Source organism: Winogradskyella epiphytica (assembly GCF_003217215.1).
Classification (GTDB): Bacteria; Bacteroidota; Bacteroidia; order Flavobacteriales; family Flavobacteriaceae; genus Winogradskyella; species Winogradskyella epiphytica.
Genome location: NZ_QJTD01000001.1, coordinates 738,173 through 757,096 on the forward strand (window position 1 = coordinate 738,173; position 18,924 = coordinate 757,096).

Consider the following 18,924-nt stretch of genomic DNA (forward strand, 5'->3'; position numbering starts at 1 on the left):
ATTTTTGTAAATTTACACGAACTAAACCACTTTAAATTAATGGGCTTACTCATTTTTTACGCTTTTATATCAATCTTTTTTTCATTCATTTGTTCTATTATAGAAGCAGTGCTATTAAGCATTACACCAACGTTTATCAATCTTAAAAAGAAAGAGGGAAAATCTTACGCTCTAGACTTAGAAGAGTTAAAACAGGATGTAGATCGTCCCTTAATTGCTATTTTAACTCTTAATACCATTGCACATACTGTTGGTGCTATTTTAGTGGGTGTACAAGCCAAAGTGGCTTACGCCGAAATTTACGGTAGCACAGAGCGCACAATTTTAGGCATACAATTCACGGAAGATCTTATGGTTGGACTGGTTTCAACCGTTATGACTATACTAATATTGGTTGCTTCAGAAATCATTCCTAAAACTATAGGTGCAACCTACTGGAAGCAGCTCTCTAATTTCACCTCAAAAACACTTAAAGTCTTAATTTTCCCATTGCAATACACGGGTATTTTATGGTTGCTTCAGCTTACAACAAAATTAATTGGAGGTAAAGGCCACGGAAGTGTTTTAAGTAGAGAAGGTTTTGTTGCCATGACAGAAATTGCTCATGAAGAAGGCGTTTTTGAGGAAAGTGAAAGCAAGGTGATTAAAAACTTACTTAACTTTAAAGAAGTACAAGCTAAAGATATAATGACCCCTCGTACCGTCGTAAAAACTGAAGACGAAAACACAACCGTAGAAAATTTCTTTAATGCCAATTCTAATATTCGCTTTTCACGAATTCCTTTATACACTGAAAATTCAGATAATATCACAGGAATGGTTTTAAAAGACGAAGTGTTTAAAGAAATGGCTCTTGGAAATGGCTCTAAAAAGTTAGCAGATATCAAACGAGATATCATCATTGTAAACCGTAACTTATCCATTCCTATTCTATTTGAAAAGCTAGTTGAAGACAGAAAACATATGGCATTAGTAGTTGATGAATATGGTTCTGTTAGCGGTTTAGTCACTATGGAAGATGTTATTGAAACACTTCTAGGTCTTGAAATTATGGACGAAAGTGATAATGTTTCAGACTTGCAATTATTAGCAAGAAAGAGTTGGGAATCTAGAGCGAAACGTTTAGGCATCATTGAAGATGAAAAGCCTGAAGAATAAATGCTAAGCTGTACGATTGAAACACCATTAGGAGTTGCCAAAATTATTGGTGATGTGCATCGTATTTCTTCTGTTTTAGTTTTAGATCAATCCGAAGAAGTTTCCAATACTATTCCTGAAGAATTATTAGAGGCTGTTTCCCAATTGAAAGCATACTTCAATTCCACTAGAAAAACCTTCGACTTAAAATTAAACCCTATGGGAACCACCTTTCAAAAAAAGGTGTGGAAACAACTCGAAACTATTCCATTCGGAAAGACGATATCTTATTTAGAATTATCGAAACAACTCGGCGATGTTAAAGCCATAAGAGCTGTGGCCAACGCCAATGGTAAAAATCCATTGTGGATAATTGTACCATGCCATAGAGTTATAGGAAGCGATGGAAGTCTTACAGGCTACGCTGGCGGCTTACACCGAAAGCAGTGGCTGCTTAATCATGAAAGTGAAGTCAAACAACAATCTCTTTTTTAATGTATAAAATAGCTACTGATTTTTTAACTCGTTTTTTAAAACCTTCAACTATTTATAAATACGGTTTTAATTGGTCGCCAATGTACAGACGTACCACAGCACGACTTATTGAAGTAAGTGACGATTTATACTATGTAAAAATCAGATTAAAACTCAGTTATAAAAATCGAAATTACGCCGGAACTATGTTTGGCGGTAGTATGTTAGCGGCCACAGATCCCGTATATATGATTCAGCTAATTCAGATACTTGGCGACGCATATGTCGTTTGGGATAAAGCCGTTGAAGCACGATATAGAAAACCTGGTAAAGGCACTCTTTATGGCGAATTTATATTTACTCCAGAAGAAATTGAAACTATAAAAAAAACGGTGGATGATCAAGGTGAAACGGACTTCCACAAAAGCATGTCCCTTGTTGATGAAAAGCAAAATATAATTGCTACATTTAATAAAACACTTTATATCGCAGACAAGCACTTTTATAAAGAAAAGATTAAAAACAGAAAGAAGACCAATTAACTATTCGCTCAATGAAATTCCTTAAGAACACCTTTAAATTTATTGTAGTCATTCTCGCGCTGACTATAGCTATTCTTTACATTACTGACACGGATTACCTTTTAAAAGCCGTAAGAACCATTTATCTCAAAGGGCATAAAACTGCCTATTTAGAAGATTATAAGCAGTTCGATAACCAGGTAATTGAAGCTAGTAGTCAGCCTCAGCCTTGGCCAAATCATGTGGATTACAATACTGCAAAAGAAACCGAAACTTTGACTAAGCTCAATAATGCATCGGGAACTGTAGCTTATATGATTATTAAAAACGATAGTATATGGTTTGAAAATTACTATGATGGCTTTGACGAAAATTCAAAATCGAATAGTTTTTCTATGGCGAAAAGCTATGTTTCTGGATTGATGCAAAAAGCCATTCAAGATGGATATATTAAAAGTTTAGACCAACCTGTTTGCGATTTCTTACCTGCATTCTGTGAAGGAAAAGCAGCTAAAATGACGGTTGGTGATTTATCAAGCATGAGCTCTGGGACCAATTGGGATGAAGCGTATTATTCGCCACTATCCATTACAACACGTGCTTATTTTGATGACGATTTAGCAAAGGTCATTAATGGTTTAAAGATGGAGACAGACCCTGGACAAAGCTTTAAATATGCGAGTGGAGACACTCAAATGTTGGCTATGGTAATTGAAAAAGCTAGTGGAAAAAAAATCTATGATTATTTTGAAGAAAGCTTTTGGAAACCTTTAGGCTCGGTAAATGAGACGCTGTGGCAGGTTGATAGTGAAGATCATGATTTAGTAAAAGCCTACTGCTGCGTTGCCAGTAATGCCAAGGATTTTGCGCGCTATGGTAAATTGTTTAAAGACCATGGCCAATGGAATGGAAAACAAATATTAGACTCTGCCTTTGTTGCCAAGTCTGTAAAACCTCGTTTTGAAGGAGGTGAAATTTATGGTTACGGTTGGTGGCTAGCGCAACATAGAAACAAAGAGATTTTTTATATGCGTGGCCATTTAGGACAACTTGTAATCGTTATTCCAGAAGATAATCTCATCGTTGTTAGACTTGGACACACCATCAAAAAAGTTGAAGGCGATGACCACTCACCAGATTTTTATACCTTTATAGATGAAGCTTATGCGATGATGGGAGCATAATTTAATACCGAGTAAACATGTTGCGCAAACTCAACTTAGAAAACATTCTATTCTTAGATATTGAAACGGTTCCTGAAACAGAAAACTTTACCGATTTGGATGCTACTAAACAAGAGCTTTGGGAAGCAAAATCGCGTTACCAGCGTAAAGATGAGTTTAGTGCCGAGGAATTTTATGATAGAGCAGGCATCTGGGCCGAATTTGGAAAAATTATCTGTATATCGGTTGGGTATTTTAAATATCAAGGTGAATCGAGAACCTTTCGTGTGACCTCGTTTTATGGTGATGAAGATAAAATTTTAAAGGATTTTAAAAATCTATTAGATACACATTTCAACTTAAACACTCATCTACTTTGTGCGCATAATGGAAAAGAATTCGACTTTCCATATATCGCTAGACGTATGATAATTCACAATATCGAATTACCAAACAAATTGAATCTCTTCGGCAAAAAACCATGGGAAGTCCCTCATTTAGATACTTTAGAACTATGGAAATTTGGCGATTATAAAACGTATACCTCTCTAAAACTAATGACCCATGTCTTAGGTATTCCTTCACCAAAAGATGATATCGACGGCAGTGAAGTGTATAGGGTTTATTATAAAGAAAAAGAAATTGATCGCATTATTATCTATTGCGAAAAAGATACAATTGCGGTCGCACAGATATTCTTAAGATTACGAGGAGATGAATTGCTCGATGATAATGAAATAAAACACGTATAAAAAAAGTCCAGATTTAAAATCTGGACTTTTAATTTTCACAATTGACTAATCAATTTATTAGTCTTTAATAAATCGTTTTAATTTAGATTTCTCACCAATGTTTAATTGTAAAATATAAACACCACTATCCAACTGAGACACATCAATCACAGATGTATAACGTCCTTTTGAAACTGTCTGTCCTAACATATTTTTAATTTCAAAGCTTTGAGCTTCATAACCGAGTAAATCAACATTAAGCGTTTGCTTAACCGGGTTCGGATAGATATTAAAATATTGGTTTGGATTATCTGAAATAATTCCAGGACTACTATCAAAATTAGAGTTTGAATTACCTAGACAGAAATTAATTGTTTGAGAGCTTGTAAACTGTGCGCCTGAAGCCAATGTCACTCCTGTATCAGAATTGGTCAATGTATAAGAACCATTGCCATATGAGCAGCAAATTCCATCACCATAAGCATCAGTAATTACGAAGTCGTAACAACCCGTATCTAAACAACCTAAGTCTATATTTAATGTTGAACCATCTGGTTGAGAACCATAAGTTCCTCCCGAAGCTACCGTTGTACCTGAAGCATCTTTAACACTCCATGCAGTTTCTTCCGGGTAATTATCAAAGGTTATTGAAAGTGACACATTAGAACATGTAGTACCCGATCCGCCACCTGTTGATAAACTCACAGCATCTACAGCCATATCACCTTGCCAAGTAGTACCTGTAATTCCGTTAAAGCGCAGTTGAACTGAACTTCCAACATAAGCAGCTAAATTCACAGTTGCCGTATTCCAAGAGTTACCTTGGTTTCCAGCTTTACTCCAAACAGAGGTCCAAGTCGCACCATTATTCGTACTCAGCTCTACAGCTAAACTTCCCATAGATGATGTGCCGTACATATGGTAATTAAACTGGAATGTTGCTTGAGTAGCCGCAGCTAAATCGAAACAAGGTGAATTTAAAATGGCTCTTTTGGTCGAGTAGTTTGGTGAAGACGATTCCATATAAATATAATACGAACCTGCCGAAGCACTCGATGGTCCTGTATTACTTGATGGAGTGCTTCCAGATCGTAATGACCAATTGAAATCATCGCCCGAACTTTGAGACCATGCCCCTAAAGTGTTTTCAAACCCTTCAGTATATGGAAATGTTGAAACTCCATTAGTACACCCTCCTGTTGAAGGTTTTGAAACAACTACAGTTCTAGTGCGTTGGGTTGCACTGTTTCCTGCGGCATCACTTACATTATAATAACGCAAATAAGTTCCTTCTGAAGCTGTATTAACAGTCCCTGTAATAACTATACTTGAGGTTAAATCTCCATCAACGTTATCTGTAGCGGTTGCACCTAACTCATTATACGTGTCTCCCACCTCTAAATTAATCGTCGATGCACCGTTTAAAGTAATTACTGGGGCCGTCGTATCTGCAGGCTGTGAAACAATAATGGTTCTCGTACGTTGGGTTGCAGCATTTCCAGCGGCATCACTAACATTATAATACTTGGTATAAGTTCCTGCTGAATTTGTATTAACAGTTCCTGTAATAACTATACTTGAAGTTAAGTTTCCATCAACATTATCCGTTGCAGTTGCACCTGGCTCATTATAGGTATCGCCAACTACTAAGTTCATTGTCGAAGCACCAATTAAGGTAATTACCGGTGCTGTAGTGTCTGCCGTTCCTGTTATTAGATTAACCGTATAATCTTCAACTTCACCATAAGTAAATGACTGGCAAGCTGTAGGAACCGCATTATAACTCATAGATACACGCATTCTAGTATTTCCAGAGTATGTTCCAGAAGGCACTGTAAAACTTCCACTTACCGGACTAGTCTGAGTGGCTGATTGACTCAATACCTGTTCTCCCACATCAGAAAAATCACCATCATGATTATAATCAATCCATACCGAATAACCTTCATTATACGTAGTTCCTGTCCAAGTTGGTGTTACCGTAATCGTATACGTTTGCCCTTGCGTTAAATTTGTTGAAATATTTGTAAAGTCAGAATAATTCTGTGCTCCCGACGAATTGTTAATTGTTCCTAATTGAACGCGACTAATAAATTCGTCATTAACATTACTACTTGTAGATGTACAGTAGTTAAGTTGAACTTCAGTCGTTGTAAAATTCACAGTAGTTGAATAAGACGAAGTTGAACCATCTGTACATTTACTTCTCACTTGTACTTCGTAAGATGTTTCAGGCGTTAAACCTGATAATGATGTTGATGATCCCGATACAGATGATGTTGTCCAAGCAGAAGCTCCTACTTGACGGTATCTAAAATCATATGAAGCTCCAGAAACAGCATCCCATGATACTGTGGCTGTAGACGAACCAAACCCATCAATAGAAAGCCCGGTTGGGGTCGTCGCACTACATACAATAGGTGTTCCTGATAATCCAGTAACAATTAACGAGTAGTTTTGACTTCCTCCTGTTAAACTACCTTTATGAGTCACTGTAATAGTGTAGGTTCCCGAAGCGTTAGTTACATCTACCCTTTCATAAGGATCCTTAGAATTATCACCCTTTCCATTAGTAGTTACCCCGGTTAATCTCCAAGGCGAATGCGTAGTACCTCCTTTCGTTACTCTAATATCTAAATCATTCACTAAAACAGCCGCGTTAGAATTAGCTGTAGTTGTAGCAACTCCTGCTCTATCTGTCCATGATATAGAGGCATACAGATCGTTAATTCCATCTGAATCTACTGTAATTTGATAAGACTGTCCATTCATCAAAGTCAACTCTTCAATCTTAGATTCGTTTCCATTATTAGTAATTGCTTCTGCTGCGCGCTTCGTATTCATTAATCCCCAACCATAAATCGCGTCAGGCCCATTAGAACCTGCATCATCAGCAGTATGAAGTGCTAAACCTTTTAAGGTAGCCGCTCTCATATAACTTCCGCTTACATTATTGGCATGTTGTTGAAGTAGCAATAATGAACCTGCGACATTTGGAGATGCCATTGAAGTTCCTGTAATGCTATTATATGCTGTATTGCTCGATTCGTAAGTTGAATACACAGAAGTTCCATTTCCAGTAATATCTGGCTTTATTCTGTAATCATCTGTTGGTCCTTCGCTACTACTACTATTAATAGAAACACTAACTAAATTTCCGTTAGTATCAATATTAGCATCCTGCGCGTTTGCAACAACCATATTGTTTTTTGCTGTAGCATGACCTGAAAGTTTATCGTAAGACGAATTTCCATCTAAAGGCGCTCCATTTGCCGAATTGTCAGACCCATCATTTCCTGCAGCCACTACCATTAAATAGTAAGGAGCGTTAAACATAATGTCATCCCAATCTCTTGAGGTTGTAATATAACCTCCAAAATAATAATCTGGCAACTGAGGTTGACCTTGCGCATTTCTAGCGGCATAGCCATAAGAGTGATTTGATACAAGCATACCGTTTCCTGCCGCAGTTGTACCTTCAGAGGTGTCGTTATTCCAATCGTATCCAATAGCTCTTGCTTGTGGCGCCATTCCTTTTGAATTTGAAACAACACCAGATGCGATTATGGTTCCTGTTACATGTGCCGAGTGGTAGTGTAAGGCTGTTGATCCGTCACCAACAGAAAATCGGTTAGTACCGCCTGGCCCATCGTATTCTTGATGCGAAGCACGTGCCAATCCACCATCCCAAACATGAGCTGTCATATTTTGACCATCTAAATTTAATCCTAATGAACCACCAGAATTTAAATGATTCGCACGAGTCGATTTCGAAGCTGCGATATTAAATGTAGTATAATAAATGGGTCTTCCATCAGAAGAAATTTTTTGAATCTCTTGATAGGAGTCTTTCGTACTAATAATAAGTGGCCAACCATTTAATAATGCCATTTGTGTAGCTTTATCTTTTTCAGCTTTGGCTTGTGCGTTAAACTTTTTGCTTAATTCTTGAATGACCTGTTGATCATACCGGCTCGTAATTTGTTCTTTTTCTTGGGTAGTTTGCGCAAATACCGATGCCGTTGACAGCATTAATAAAATTACACTAAATACACTTAAATAGTTTTTTTTCATACACATTTGCAATTTAAAGGGTGTTTTATTTATAAAAATCTATTAAAAGTATTAATTTAATAACAAAAACATAATTATATAGCAGGTATTTCGTTAAAATACATACATCTTTTTTTCGTTATGGTTTTTCCACAACACTATTGAAGAAAATAACTACATTTACCTATGGCAAAAGATGATTTACTCAAAGTTGAAGGTTTAGAAATTTCCTTTTTTAAAGACAAGATTGAAAAACAGATTATTAAAAATATTTCATTTGAAATACAAACGAATGAAATAGTTGCTGTGGTAGGCGAATCTGGGTCAGGTAAGTCAATTTCCTCACTAGCACTAATGGGATTATTACCAAAACAGATATCAAAAATCACATCTGGTTCTATTACATTCGATAATAAAAATTTGGTTAGCCTATCTGAAAGAGATTTTCAGTCTATTAGAGGACAAGAGATTGCGATGATTTTTCAAGAACCTATGAGTTCATTAAATCCATCTATGCGCTGTGGAAGACAGGTTGAAGAAATCTTGCAACAACACCTTAAGTTATCTGCTTCAGAAATTAAAACTGAAGTTATAAACCTTTTCGACAAAGTAAAACTTCCTTATCCAGAACGCATGTATAAGGCTTATCCTCATGAAATTTCAGGTGGACAAAAGCAACGTGTTATGATCGCAATGGCAATTGCCTGCAAACCTAAATTACTTATTGCTGACGAACCTACAACAGCTTTAGATGTAACCGTTCAGAAAGAAATTTTAGAGCTCCTTAAAGACATTCAAAAAGACACTAAAATGTCCATTTTATTTATTTCACATGATTTGTCTTTAGTATCAGAACTTGCCGACCGTGTTTTAGTAATGTATCAAGGGGAAATTGTTGAACAAGGGACGACCAATGAAATATTCAATTCTCCAAAAAACAACTATACAAAAGCACTCATTGCAGCACGACCTTCTACAGATTATCGTTTAAAACAACTCCCTACCATTTCAGATTTTATGACCAATAAGGTGAGTGACGCTGTAATTTCAGATGTGGATAGGAGGAAAAATCATGAAAAATTATATGCTCAAGCACCCTTGATAGAAATCATTAATGTAGAGAAAACCTATTTTTCAAAAACGGGATGGTTTTCTAAAGATCGCTCTTTTAATGCTGTTGATGGTGTAAGTTTTAAGGTGTATCCTGGAGAAACTTTAGGTTTAGTTGGAGAATCTGGATGTGGAAAATCAACTTTAGGAAATGCCATTTTACAATTAGATAAAGCCACTTCGGGACAAATACTATATAAAGGAAAAGAAATTACTAATTTAAGCACTTCAGAAATGCGTGCTCTACGAAAAGACATCCAGATTATTTTTCAGGATCCTTTTGCATCTCTGAACCCACGATTAACCGTTGGTAATGCTATTATTGAACCGATGAAAGTTCATAATATTGGGACCTCTAATGCCTCAAGAAAAGAAAAAGTAATAGATATTTTAGAAAAGGTTGGTCTTGATGCCTCTGCCTTCGATAGATATCCTCATGAATTTTCTGGTGGTCAACGTCAACGTGTTGGCATTGCCAGAACTATAGCATTAGAACCTCAACTGATTGTTTGTGATGAATCTGTTTCAGCTTTAGATATTTCAGTACAAGCCCAGGTTTTAAACTTACTTAACGATTTAAAACATCAATTTGGATTTACCTATATATTCATATCACACGACTTAGCGGTTGTAAAATATATGGCTGATCAATTATTGGTAATGAATAAAGGAAAAATAGAAGAAATTGGAGATGCTGACAAGATTTATGCATCGCCAAAAAAAGAATACACCAAGAAATTAATTCATGCTATTCCAAAAGGATTATAGCATGAATATTTTTCTGGCTAACTTAAAAACATTTGTAACTAACTCCATTGTGTCTTCGATAACTGAAAACTCATGGTCATCATTTAAAGTAGGTTCTGGTAGATTTGGTTTAGTGGTCATTAGTTAAAATTATAGTTTGGTTTGGGGCAAAAAGGCATTTACGTTATAACAAACAATCTTATTACTTGTGTTTTGCTAATATGAAACTTATTTTCAAAATATCAGTCAAAATACACAACAAATCGATATAATGCGTATTTTTTTAACATTTAACATCTTTTACGAAGATTTTACTTACAAAAAAAACCGCTATGATTTAGCGGTTTTTTTTATATTACACTAGTAACTATACGTCCATTTCAGGAATTTCACCTTCAATAATTAACTCTCCTTCGGTGGCCTTTACAATTTCCTCTACCGAAACTCCCGGTGCACGTTCTAAAAGTTTAAATCCTTTAGGAGTTACTTCTATTACAGCTAAATTTGTTACAATTTTCTTTACACAACCAACCCCAGTTAATGGCAAAGAACATCTTTTTAATAATTTTGATTCTCCTGCTCTGTTGGTATGCATCATAGCAACGATAATATTTTCGGCACTAGCAACTAAATCCATAGCACCTCCCATACCTTTTACCATTTTACCTGGAATTTTCCAGTTAGCAATATCGCCATTCTCTGCGACTTCCATAGCGCCAAGAATCGTTAAATCTACGTGCTGGCCTCTAATCATTCCAAAACTCATTGCGGAGTCAAAAAAAGATGCTCCAGGTAAAGTAGTAATGGTTTGTTTACCTGCGTTAATAATATCGGCATCTTCTTCACCTTCGTAAGGAAAAGGCCCCATTCCTAAGACGCCATTTTCACTCTGAAACTCCACTTCAATATCGTCTCGTACAAAATTTGCTACTAATGTTGGAATACCAATTCCTAAGTTAACATAGTAACCATTTTTTACTTCTTTTGCGATGCGTTTCGCTATTCCGTTTTTATCTAACATAATTATGCTCTTTGTCTTACCGTTAATTGTTCAATTCTCTTTTCATATGTTTCACCTTGAAAAATACGTTGAACAAAAATACCTGGAATATGAATTTGATTTGGATCTAACTCACCTACAGGAACCAATTCTTCAACCTCAACTACAGTTATCTTAGCGGCTCCGCACATTACAGGATTAAAGTTTCTCGCTGTTCCTTTGAATATTAAATTCCCGGCAGCATCACCTTTCCAAGCTTTGATAAAAGCAAAATCGGCTTTGAACGCATGTTCTAAAACATACATTTTACCATCAAATTCTCTTGTTTCTTTTCCTTCTGCGACTTCTGTTCCATATCCTGCAGGCGTATAAATAGCTGGAAAACCAGCCTGTGCCGCTCTACAGCGCTCTGCCAAAGTCCCTTGAGGGATTAATTCTACGTCCAATTCACCAGAAAGCATCTGACGTTCAAACTCATCATTTTCACCCACATAAGACGATACCATCTTTTTAATCTGTTTTTGGTGTAATAATAATCCCAAACCAAAGTCGTCTACTCCAGCATTATTGGATATACAGGTTAAACCTTTTATATTTCTTTTTACGAGTTCGGCGATGGCATTTTCTGGAATACCAGACAAGCCAAATCCACCAAACATACAGGTCATATTGTCTTTCACACCTTCAAGTGCTTCAGTAATATTCGCTACTTTTTTATTGATCATATTTAAAAAATTTTGCTTTTGAAAAATACGAAACTATACGTTAAAATTATAATTTTCCAACCTTAATTATAGGTGTGACTATTGATGATTTTTTAAAAATCTATCTGAATATCTCCTTCGGAACCTCCCTCAGAATCAGTACTACCTTCACCTGTAGAATCACAGTCAACGTTAATAGACAGGTTTGCTGGTTTTTCAAAATTCCCTTTAGAAACTTCTAAAGTTTCATCTGCATAACAGGCTTTCATGAACAAACCAAATATTGGTAGTGCCATAGAGGCTCCTTGACCATACCTAATAGATTTAAAATGTGCGGCTCTATCCTCTGCTCCAACCCAAACTCCGGTTACGAGATTTGGCACCATACCCATAAACCAACCGTCACTTTGGTTTTGTGTAGTACCAGTTTTACCCGCTATAGGATTATCTAGTTCGTATGGATATCCCGTCATAATTTCTTTGTACAACGGTGTGCTTTTTAGCCATGAGCTATTATGCCTAAGTCTGGTACCCGAGCCTCCTTGAGTAACACCTTCCATAAGGTTTACAGTTACATAAGCAACTTCCTCACTTAGAACATCTTTACTTTCAGGAACAAATTGATACAACATGGTCCCATTTTTATCTTCAATTCGCGTAATCATTACAGGTTTATTATACACCCCTTTATTGGCAAAAGTCGAATAGGCCGCCACCATTTCATAAACACTAATATCTGCTGTTCCCAAAGCAATGGCTGGCACAGGTAATATTTCTTCTTCCACGCCTAATTTTTTCGCCATTTCCACAACAGGCTGTGGTCCAATTTCGTTTATTAGACGCGCTGTAATTGTGTTAGTTGAACTAGCTAGAGCGTCTTTTAACGTCTGCTTTCCTGAATAGTTACCATCTGAATTTTTTGTCGTCCAAGGTTCTGGGTTTCCAAATTTATTCGCTTCAATGGTTATAGGTGTTCTTGGAAATGAATCACATGGTGAAAATTGCAACTGATCAATTGCTGTAGCATAAACAAAAGGTTTAAAAGTAGATCCCACCTGACGTTTACCTTGCTTAACCATGTCAAATTGGAAATGTCTATAGTTCATTCCGCCAACCCAAGCCTTTACATGTCCCGTCAATGGATCCATAGACATCATCCCTGGACGCAAAAACGATTTATAATAGCGCATAGAATCGATTGGCTTCATAATGGTATCCACTTCACTTGCTTTACCATCTATCCATTTAAAAACTGTCATTTCCGTTGGTACGTCAAATGATGCAATAATCTCTTTATCAGATTTTCCTTGATTTTTTAATATTCTCCATCGTTCACCTCGCCTCATTCCATTATTCATCAGCGTATTTACTTCTGATTGTGTTAGCCCTACAAATGGCGCTGTTTTATTTCGCTCTGGTGTATTTTGATGATCAAATTCTGCCTGCAACCTTGGCATATGTTGTTCAATCGCGTCTTCAGCATACTTCTGCATGCGTGAATCTATAGTTGTAAAAATTTTAAGACCATCAGTATATAAGTCATATTTACTTCCATCTGGTTTTCTATTGTTTTCGTCATTTGCCCAATCTCTCATAAAACCTCTTAAATATTCTCTAAAATACGTGGCAATTCCTTCACGGTGAGATTCAGGTGAATAATTTAAATCTAAATCCGTTTTTTGAAGTGAGTCTTTTAGTGCTTCAGAAATGAAGTCATATTTGGCCATTTGCGCAAGCACCACATTCCGTCTATTTCTTGTCCCTACAGGATTTTTATGTGGCCTTGGGTTATATAATGATGGATTTTTTAACATCCCGACAATCATAGCCGATTCCTTGATATCTAAATTTTTAGGCTCTTTACCAAAATAAATCCTAGCGGCACTTCGTATACCGTCTGCATTATTATTAAAATCAACGATATTAAAATACATTGCTATAATTTCTTCTTTGGTATATTGACGTTCTAAACGAATGGCAATGACCCACTCTCTTACTTTTTGAGAAAGACGTTCTATGATATTTGCAGAAACTTGCTTAGTAAATAAATTCTTAGCTAATTGTTGAGAAACAGTACTGGCTCCACCTCCTTTTCCTAATTTATAAATAGCTCTTAGTGTACCTCTGCCATCAATACCTGAATGTTTATAATACCGAATATCTTCTGTTGCAATCAAAGCATCCACTATATTTTGGGGTAAATCAGCATAGCCAATAGGTGTTCTATTATCATTAAAATAGAATTTTCCTAATGTCTCACCATCTGAAGAAATTATTTCCGTCGCTTGATTCGTTTCCGGGTTCTCCAACCTAGTGTGATCTGGCATTTCACCTAAAAACCCCCAAGATGCGAATAGAAACAATAACACTACAGATAGGATTCCTCCTAAGAATACTATCCAAAACCAACGTACATATTTTGAAAAATCTAAAGTTTCAGATTTAGATTTTGAAGTTTTCTTTTTTGCCATATTTACTTGTTTTGAACCTGTTCTACCCTAAAACCAATATCAGTTATACCTTCTAAATACTCTAAACCATTAACGTCGCCATTTTTACGCATCGCATGTTGAATGTTTATGGTATAATCGCCTTCTTCGTTAAATACAAAGGGCTCTTTATACCCTCTAAACCACAATTTATTTTCCTTATGATCTGTGAAGCCTGTTCCTAATAACTCACCACTTGGTGCTGCCATTTTATACTCTAAAGTATCTGTTACAGCTTTACCATTTGGATAGTTAAGTTCTACAATTAAAAATAAATTATTAAACTTATAATCGTCTGTATTCCTTAAGTTCACATATAAATTATAGTTATTTATAGTGTCTGGAGCTTCAAATTTAAAGCTTGCTATAGAATCTTTATGCCATTGATTAGGCACTGATTTATAGGAATCGAAAACAGCATTTGAGTCGCAACTAAAGCATAAAAAACCACTGATTACTATAAGAAATAACCCTTTAGCTCTTCTTAGTTTTGGCATTTGTCTTGGCATTTGGATTTTTACTGCGATTTCGAGGTGTATTTTTGTTGTTTCTGCTCTTGGTATTTTTCTTACCCTTATTGTTTCTACGTTTTTTATTGGACTTTGGACTATCAAAACGCGTTAAACTATCTTGCCCTACAACGTTCTCAAATTCGTTTTTAGTGTCTTGGATGTGCTCAGCAGCATATTCTTCTAAACTAGATACTTTTTCTTTCTTCTTGTTTTTAGCTATAATTTCATTGGCTTGATCTGTATTGATGACATGCCAATTCATCCATTCCCCTTCATAAGCATACCACATTAAGCCTTTAAAAATATCGGTCTTTTGACATACTGCATTTCCTTTTTCGGTATATAATTTTATATCAGATTTTGGAAACGCTTTTAAGGCGTCTAAATAGGCATCTAACTCATAGTTAAGACAACATTTTAATTTACCACATTGTCCCGCTAATTTTAATGGGTTTAAAGATAATTGCTGGTAACGTGCAGCAGAAGTACTAACCGATCTAAAATCGGTTAACCATGTAGAACAACATAGTTCTCTTCCACAAGAGCCAATACCACCAAGTCTAGCTGCTTCTTGTCTGAAGCCTACTTGCTTCATTTCAATTCGCGTTCTAAACTCGCGTGCAAAAACTTTAATCAACTCTCTAAAATCTACACGTTCTTCTGCGGTATAATAAAAGGTTGCTTTGCTACCGTCTCCTTGAAATTCTATATCCGAAATTTTCATTTTCAGATTTAAGTCTATAGCAAATTGACGTGCCTTCACTTTCATTGGTTCTTCTCTATCTCTAGCTTCAGACCAAATGTCAATATCTTTTTGAGACGCTTTGCGGTAAATTTTTAGAACATTCTCTGCGTCGTCCATACGGACTTTCTTACGCTTCATTTGTACTCTGACTAATTCACCAGTAAGAGTAACCATTCCAATATCATGACCGGATTTTGCCTGTGTCGCCACAATATCTCCGATGCTTAAAGTGAGGTTTTCAGTATTTTTATAATATTGTTTTCTGCCATTTTTAAAACGAACTTCAACTCCAATAAAGGGGTCTTGTCCGTTAGGAAGCGACATATTAGCTAACCAATCAAAAACAGTAAGTTTATTGCAGCTATCTGTACCACAAGTTCCGTTGTTTTTGCATCCTTTTGGTTGGCCATCTTTACCAGTTGAGCAACTGTTACAAGCCATAAAATTTTATATATTTAATCTAGATTTTAATCTTCGTTAAACTTTCCTAAAAGCGAAAAATTTTTATTTCTAAAATACTAGATATAGGATTCGTAAAAAATAATGAGTAAAGATAATATTATTTCTTTAGTTATCGTAAGTATGATTTGTTATTGACGAGCAAGGAAATGTAATTGAGTTATAAATGCTCACATTTTGAAAATGTTACGATGATAGTTTGAACCAATACAACATATTATTATGAGAACTAAAATTACCTTCGTCGTATTCTTACTGTTTTTTTTAACTTTTAGTACCGCACAAGCTCCGAGCACAGCTATTGGCGGTGGAGAATTTGTGTTTAACCCTACTAAAAACTCATGTTTAACAACGGCACAGAGAACTATTATTAAACAAGACCTCAAAACTAATGTTAGTGCCCTAAAACTTCAGAACAAATTAGCATTCCGATCCTCTACTAATAGTGAAAACCATCCTCTATTTATTTGGCCTGTTCAAAAAGCCAACAATGTAATTTTTAATGATGTTTGGGCTATATCTGGCTACGTGGACCATAATTCTAGTTACCCTAACCAACTTACAGATTATAATTGTGGTACAAAAACTTATGATACTGCAGATGGTTATAATCATCAAGGTGTTGATATCTATAACTGGCCATTTTCTTGGAAATTAATGGATGACGATGCAGTGGAAATTATTGCCGCGGCGCCAGGGCAAATATTAGCGAAACATGATGGTGAATTTGATAGGAGCTGTAGTTTCAACAATAACATTTGGAATGCTATATACGTTCAACATGACGATGGTAGTGTAGCCTGGTATGGCCATATGAAAAACGGATCATTATCTCCAAAGAATGTTGGTGATAGTGTAGCTCAAGGTGAGTATTTAGGCATTGTTGGAAGTTCTGGAAACTCCACAGGTCCGCATTTGCATTTTGAGGTTTATACAGATGCCTCTTTCACACAATTAGTAGATCCTTTTGCGGGCGATTGTAATAACATGAATTCAACATCATGGTGGGCAGACCAAAGACCTTATATAGATAGTAATATCAATGCACTAATGACACACAGCCAAGTACCTGATGCTTTCCCGGAATGCCCTACTACAGAAACCACTTATGAAAGAAACGATTTTGATATTTCAGAAGATATTTATATGTCACTTTACCTAAGAGATCAAGTGAATAATATTCCACTCCTATTGAAAGTCATACGACCTGATGGAAGTTATTTGTACGAATGGTCATATACGCCAACCGGCAATTATTCCTCTGCGTATTATTATTGGTATTTTCCTGTTGATGCGGTTGGCACATGGACATGGCAAGTTACCTACCAAGGCCAGACGGAGTCTCATACCTTTAATGTTACTGATCAATTAGGAATTGATGACCTGATTTTAGAAAACACTTCTATTTACCCTAATCCATTTAATACAACAATAAAAATTGAATCAAAAACAAAGATTACTTCAGCAAGTATTGTTAATGTTTTAGGAAAATCGATTTTAGAATTCAAAGCTAATTCCGCAGAAGGAATCAGCCATTTGAACTTAGCGGAGCTCTCTAATGGAATGTATTTTGTAATACTTAAAGGCGATGATAACCAAAAAAAAACAGTGAAGATAATTAAGAAATAACACTAAATGTCGTGTTGAGCGCCGTTGAAATATTTTATTTACAAAAGGCTTTCAACGGCGCCCAGTCCGACATTTAAGACTTTAAAGTTTCAAAGATATTCCGCAAATCCTTCTTATATGGTAAGTGATCTGCACGTCCTTTTTTGAAAATATCATTACTATTTCCTTGCCCTTTTCTTAATTCCTTCTGCTCTTCGTATGGTAATCTATTTATTTCCATACAATTTGTTGAACAGCAGTTCTCCATTTTCTCTTTACATTCATCACATTGAATGAATAATAAATGGCAGGCTTCATTAGCACAATTGGTATGTAAGTCTGCAGGTTTACCACATTGGTGGCAATTAGCTATGACATCATCGGAAATACGCTCAGATCGTCTTTGGTCAAACACGAAGTTCTTACCAATAAATTTATTTTCTAATCCTTCAGCCTCAATTTGTCTCACGTAATTAATAATCCCTCCTTCAAGCTGATACACATTTTTAAAACCTTTATGCTTGTAGTAAGCACTTGCCTTTTCACAACGAATTCCCCCCGTACAATACATGACCAGTTTTTTATCTTCTTTGTGTTCTCGCAGGTCTTCTTCAATTAAATCTAAAGACTCTCTAAATGTATCTACATCAGGCGTAATCGCATTTTTAAAATGTCCGATTTCACTTTCATAATGATTTCTCATATCAACCAAAACTGTGTTTGGGTCTTCAATAAGCTCATTAAATTTTGCCGCATTTACATGCACTCCTTTGTTTGTAACATCGAAAGTGGCATCATTTAAACCATCGGCTACAATTTTTTTACGCACTTTCACTTTCAGCTTTAAAAAGGCAAAATTATCATGCTCAATAGCGATGTTCAATCTTACATTTTCTAAAAATGAAATGGTATCTAAGTGTTTTTTAAAAGCTTCGAAATTTTCTGCAGGAACAGAAAGTTGGGCGTTAATTCCTTCGTGAGCAACATAAATTCTACCTAAGACTTCTAATTCGTCCCAAGCCAGAAACATGTGGTTTCTAAAGATTTCGGTATTTCCAATTTTGGCGTACTTGTAGAAAGAGATAGTTAAGCGTTCTTTTCCCGCTTGTTCAATAAGTTCTGCTCTCTCTTTAGCACTTAAGTTATTGTACAGTTGCATGCTATACTAATTTTTAAGGTTAAAGAATAAATAATTCACATCTATTCATAAAATTTTGATGTGCGAATTGCAAAGGTATTAGTTTTAGATTAAAGCAAAAAAGTAGTTTACAAAAAAAGCACTTTGAGACGTTCAAAGCGCTTTTTCGATTAACTACTAACTTAAAACTAATTTAATGGTTAATCTACATCGGCTTAACAATTAATGAAACTTAAAACAATAACTGAAACACCTCATGCTTTCACCATTTTTTCTTAAAAAGAAGAGCTCTTTACATAAAGAATCTCTTAATCTTTTTAACGGTAATCATAG

At 35.7% G+C, this 18,924-nt stretch carries 15 protein-coding genes; 8 read left to right on the forward strand and 7 right to left on the reverse strand.

Going from position 1 to position 18,924, the window contains the following annotated elements; genetic code table 11:
- The first annotated feature begins 39 nt into the window (after window positions 1-39).
- From DFQ11_RS03260 to DFQ11_RS03280, 5 genes are read left to right on the forward strand one after another with little or no spacing between them, the layout of a single operon-like run.
- Window positions 40-1,158, forward strand: a complete 1,119-nt coding sequence (locus DFQ11_RS03260; RefSeq protein ID WP_110474217.1) for a CNNM domain-containing protein — start codon at window positions 40-42, stop codon at window positions 1,156-1,158.
- The gene (locus DFQ11_RS03265) at window positions 1,159-1,632 is read left to right on the forward strand and encodes a methylated-DNA--[protein]-cysteine S-methyltransferase (RefSeq protein WP_110474219.1); all 474 of its coding nucleotides are present in this window, start codon (window positions 1,159-1,161) and stop codon (window positions 1,630-1,632) included. It abuts the gene before it with no gap.
- Window positions 1,632-2,153, forward strand: a complete 522-nt coding sequence (locus tag DFQ11_RS03270) for a PaaI family thioesterase (RefSeq protein WP_110474221.1) — start codon at window positions 1,632-1,634, stop codon at window positions 2,151-2,153. The genes DFQ11_RS03265 and DFQ11_RS03270 overlap by 1 nt, the downstream gene beginning before the upstream one ends.
- A gap of 11 nt (window positions 2,154-2,164) precedes the next feature.
- Window positions 2,165-3,316 (forward strand): serine hydrolase domain-containing protein, encoded by a 1,152-nt coding sequence (locus DFQ11_RS03275; RefSeq protein ID WP_110474223.1) that lies wholly within the window; start codon window positions 2,165-2,167, stop codon window positions 3,314-3,316.
- Between the two features lie 17 nt (window positions 3,317-3,333).
- Window positions 3,334-4,047: a 3'-5' exonuclease gene (locus DFQ11_RS03280; protein ID WP_110474225.1), complete on the forward strand. Its 714-nt coding sequence runs from the start codon at window positions 3,334-3,336 to the stop codon at window positions 4,045-4,047.
- A gap of 57 nt (window positions 4,048-4,104) precedes the next feature.
- Here DFQ11_RS03280 and DFQ11_RS03285 read toward each other — a convergent pair whose 3' ends face one another.
- The gene (locus DFQ11_RS03285; protein WP_110474227.1) at window positions 4,105-8,100 is read right to left on the reverse strand and encodes an immunoglobulin-like domain-containing protein; all 3,996 of its coding nucleotides are present in this window, start codon (window positions 8,098-8,100) and stop codon (window positions 4,105-4,107) included.
- A 165-nt stretch (window positions 8,101-8,265) separates the two neighbouring features.
- Between DFQ11_RS03285 and DFQ11_RS03290 the strand changes: the two genes are divergently transcribed.
- Both DFQ11_RS03290 and DFQ11_RS15375 read left to right on the forward strand, forming a co-directional pair.
- The gene (locus tag DFQ11_RS03290; RefSeq protein ID WP_110474229.1) at window positions 8,266-9,957 is read left to right on the forward strand and encodes an ABC transporter ATP-binding protein; all 1,692 of its coding nucleotides are present in this window, start codon (window positions 8,266-8,268) and stop codon (window positions 9,955-9,957) included.
- 1 nt (window position 9,958) lies between these two features.
- A complete protein-coding gene (locus DFQ11_RS15375) occupies window positions 9,959-10,084 on the forward strand; it encodes a hypothetical protein (RefSeq protein ID WP_262508279.1) in 126 nt (41 codons plus the stop codon).
- 219 nt (window positions 10,085-10,303) lie between these two features.
- Here the strand turns inward: DFQ11_RS15375 and DFQ11_RS03295 are convergent, their stop codons facing one another.
- The 5 genes from DFQ11_RS03295 to DFQ11_RS03315 form a co-directional block, all read right to left on the reverse strand.
- Window positions 10,304-10,957 (reverse strand): CoA transferase subunit B, encoded by a 654-nt coding sequence (locus tag DFQ11_RS03295; protein ID WP_110474231.1) that lies wholly within the window; start codon window positions 10,955-10,957, stop codon window positions 10,304-10,306.
- 2 nt (window positions 10,958-10,959) lie between these two features.
- On the reverse strand, window positions 10,960-11,661 hold the full coding sequence (locus DFQ11_RS03300; protein WP_110474233.1) for a CoA transferase subunit A: 702 nt from the start codon (window positions 11,659-11,661) through the stop codon (window positions 10,960-10,962).
- A gap of 92 nt (window positions 11,662-11,753) precedes the next feature.
- Window positions 11,754-14,111 carry a penicillin-binding protein 1A gene (locus tag DFQ11_RS03305; RefSeq protein WP_110474235.1) on the reverse strand — a complete coding sequence of 786 codons (2,358 nt, stop codon included), beginning with the start codon at window positions 14,109-14,111 and terminating at the stop codon, window positions 11,754-11,756.
- Window positions 14,112-14,113: 2 nt separating this feature from the next.
- Window positions 14,114-14,626 (reverse strand): gliding motility lipoprotein GldH, encoded by a 513-nt coding sequence (locus DFQ11_RS03310; protein WP_110474237.1) that lies wholly within the window; start codon window positions 14,624-14,626, stop codon window positions 14,114-14,116.
- Window positions 14,604-15,827, reverse strand: coding sequence for a PSP1 domain-containing protein (locus tag DFQ11_RS03315; RefSeq protein ID WP_110474239.1), 1,224 nt, complete (start codon window positions 15,825-15,827; stop codon window positions 14,604-14,606). Before DFQ11_RS03315 ends, DFQ11_RS03310 begins: the two co-directional genes overlap by 23 nt.
- A 240-nt stretch (window positions 15,828-16,067) precedes the next feature.
- On the opposite strand from DFQ11_RS03315, the gene DFQ11_RS03320 reads away from it, so the two are divergent.
- A complete protein-coding gene (locus tag DFQ11_RS03320; RefSeq protein WP_110474241.1) occupies window positions 16,068-17,474 on the forward strand; it encodes a peptidoglycan DD-metalloendopeptidase family protein in 1,407 nt (468 codons plus the stop codon).
- A 73-nt stretch (window positions 17,475-17,547) separates the two neighbouring features.
- On the opposite strand, the gene trhO is transcribed toward DFQ11_RS03320, so the two are convergent.
- Entirely contained in the window at window positions 17,548-18,612 is a 1,065-nt protein-coding gene (gene trhO, locus DFQ11_RS03325) for an oxygen-dependent tRNA uridine(34) hydroxylase TrhO (protein WP_110474243.1), read from the reverse strand.
- Between the last annotated feature and the right edge of the window lie 312 nt (window positions 18,613-18,924).

Bases quoted from the DNA above. Each gene is read 5' to 3' on its own strand.
- DFQ11_RS03265 (WP_110474219.1), top strand. From the start codon at position 1,159: ATGCTAAGCTGTACGATTGAAACACCATTAGGAGTTGCCAAAATTATT.
- DFQ11_RS03275 (WP_110474223.1), top strand. From the start codon at position 2,165: ATGAAATTCCTTAAGAACACCTTTAAATTTATTGTAGTCATTCTCGCG.
- DFQ11_RS03260 (WP_110474217.1), top strand. From the start codon at position 40: ATGGGCTTACTCATTTTTTACGCTTTTATATCAATCTTTTTTTCATTC.
- DFQ11_RS03295 (WP_110474231.1), bottom strand. From the start codon at position 10,957: ATGTTAGATAAAAACGGAATAGCGAAACGCATCGCAAAAGAAGTAAAA.
- trhO (WP_110474243.1), bottom strand. From the start codon at position 18,612: ATGCAACTGTACAATAACTTAAGTGCTAAAGAGAGAGCAGAACTTATT.
- DFQ11_RS03285 (WP_110474227.1), bottom strand. From the start codon at position 8,100: ATGAAAAAAAACTATTTAAGTGTATTTAGTGTAATTTTATTAATGCTG.
- DFQ11_RS03320 (WP_110474241.1), top strand. From the start codon at position 16,068: ATGAGAACTAAAATTACCTTCGTCGTATTCTTACTGTTTTTTTTAACT.
- DFQ11_RS03280 (WP_110474225.1), top strand. From the start codon at position 3,334: ATGTTGCGCAAACTCAACTTAGAAAACATTCTATTCTTAGATATTGAA.
- DFQ11_RS03315 (WP_110474239.1), bottom strand. From the start codon at position 15,827: ATGGCTTGTAACAGTTGCTCAACTGGTAAAGATGGCCAACCAAAAGGA.
- DFQ11_RS03270 (WP_110474221.1), top strand. From the start codon at position 1,632: ATGTATAAAATAGCTACTGATTTTTTAACTCGTTTTTTAAAACCTTCA.
- DFQ11_RS03310 (WP_110474237.1), bottom strand. From the start codon at position 14,626: ATGCCAAAACTAAGAAGAGCTAAAGGGTTATTTCTTATAGTAATCAGT.
- DFQ11_RS03300 (WP_110474233.1), bottom strand. From the start codon at position 11,661: ATGATCAATAAAAAAGTAGCGAATATTACTGAAGCACTTGAAGGTGTG.
- DFQ11_RS15375 (WP_262508279.1), top strand. From the start codon at position 9,959: ATGAATATTTTTCTGGCTAACTTAAAAACATTTGTAACTAACTCCATT.
- DFQ11_RS03305 (WP_110474235.1), bottom strand. From the start codon at position 14,111: ATGGCAAAAAAGAAAACTTCAAAATCTAAATCTGAAACTTTAGATTTT.
- DFQ11_RS03290 (WP_110474229.1), top strand. From the start codon at position 8,266: ATGGCAAAAGATGATTTACTCAAAGTTGAAGGTTTAGAAATTTCCTTT.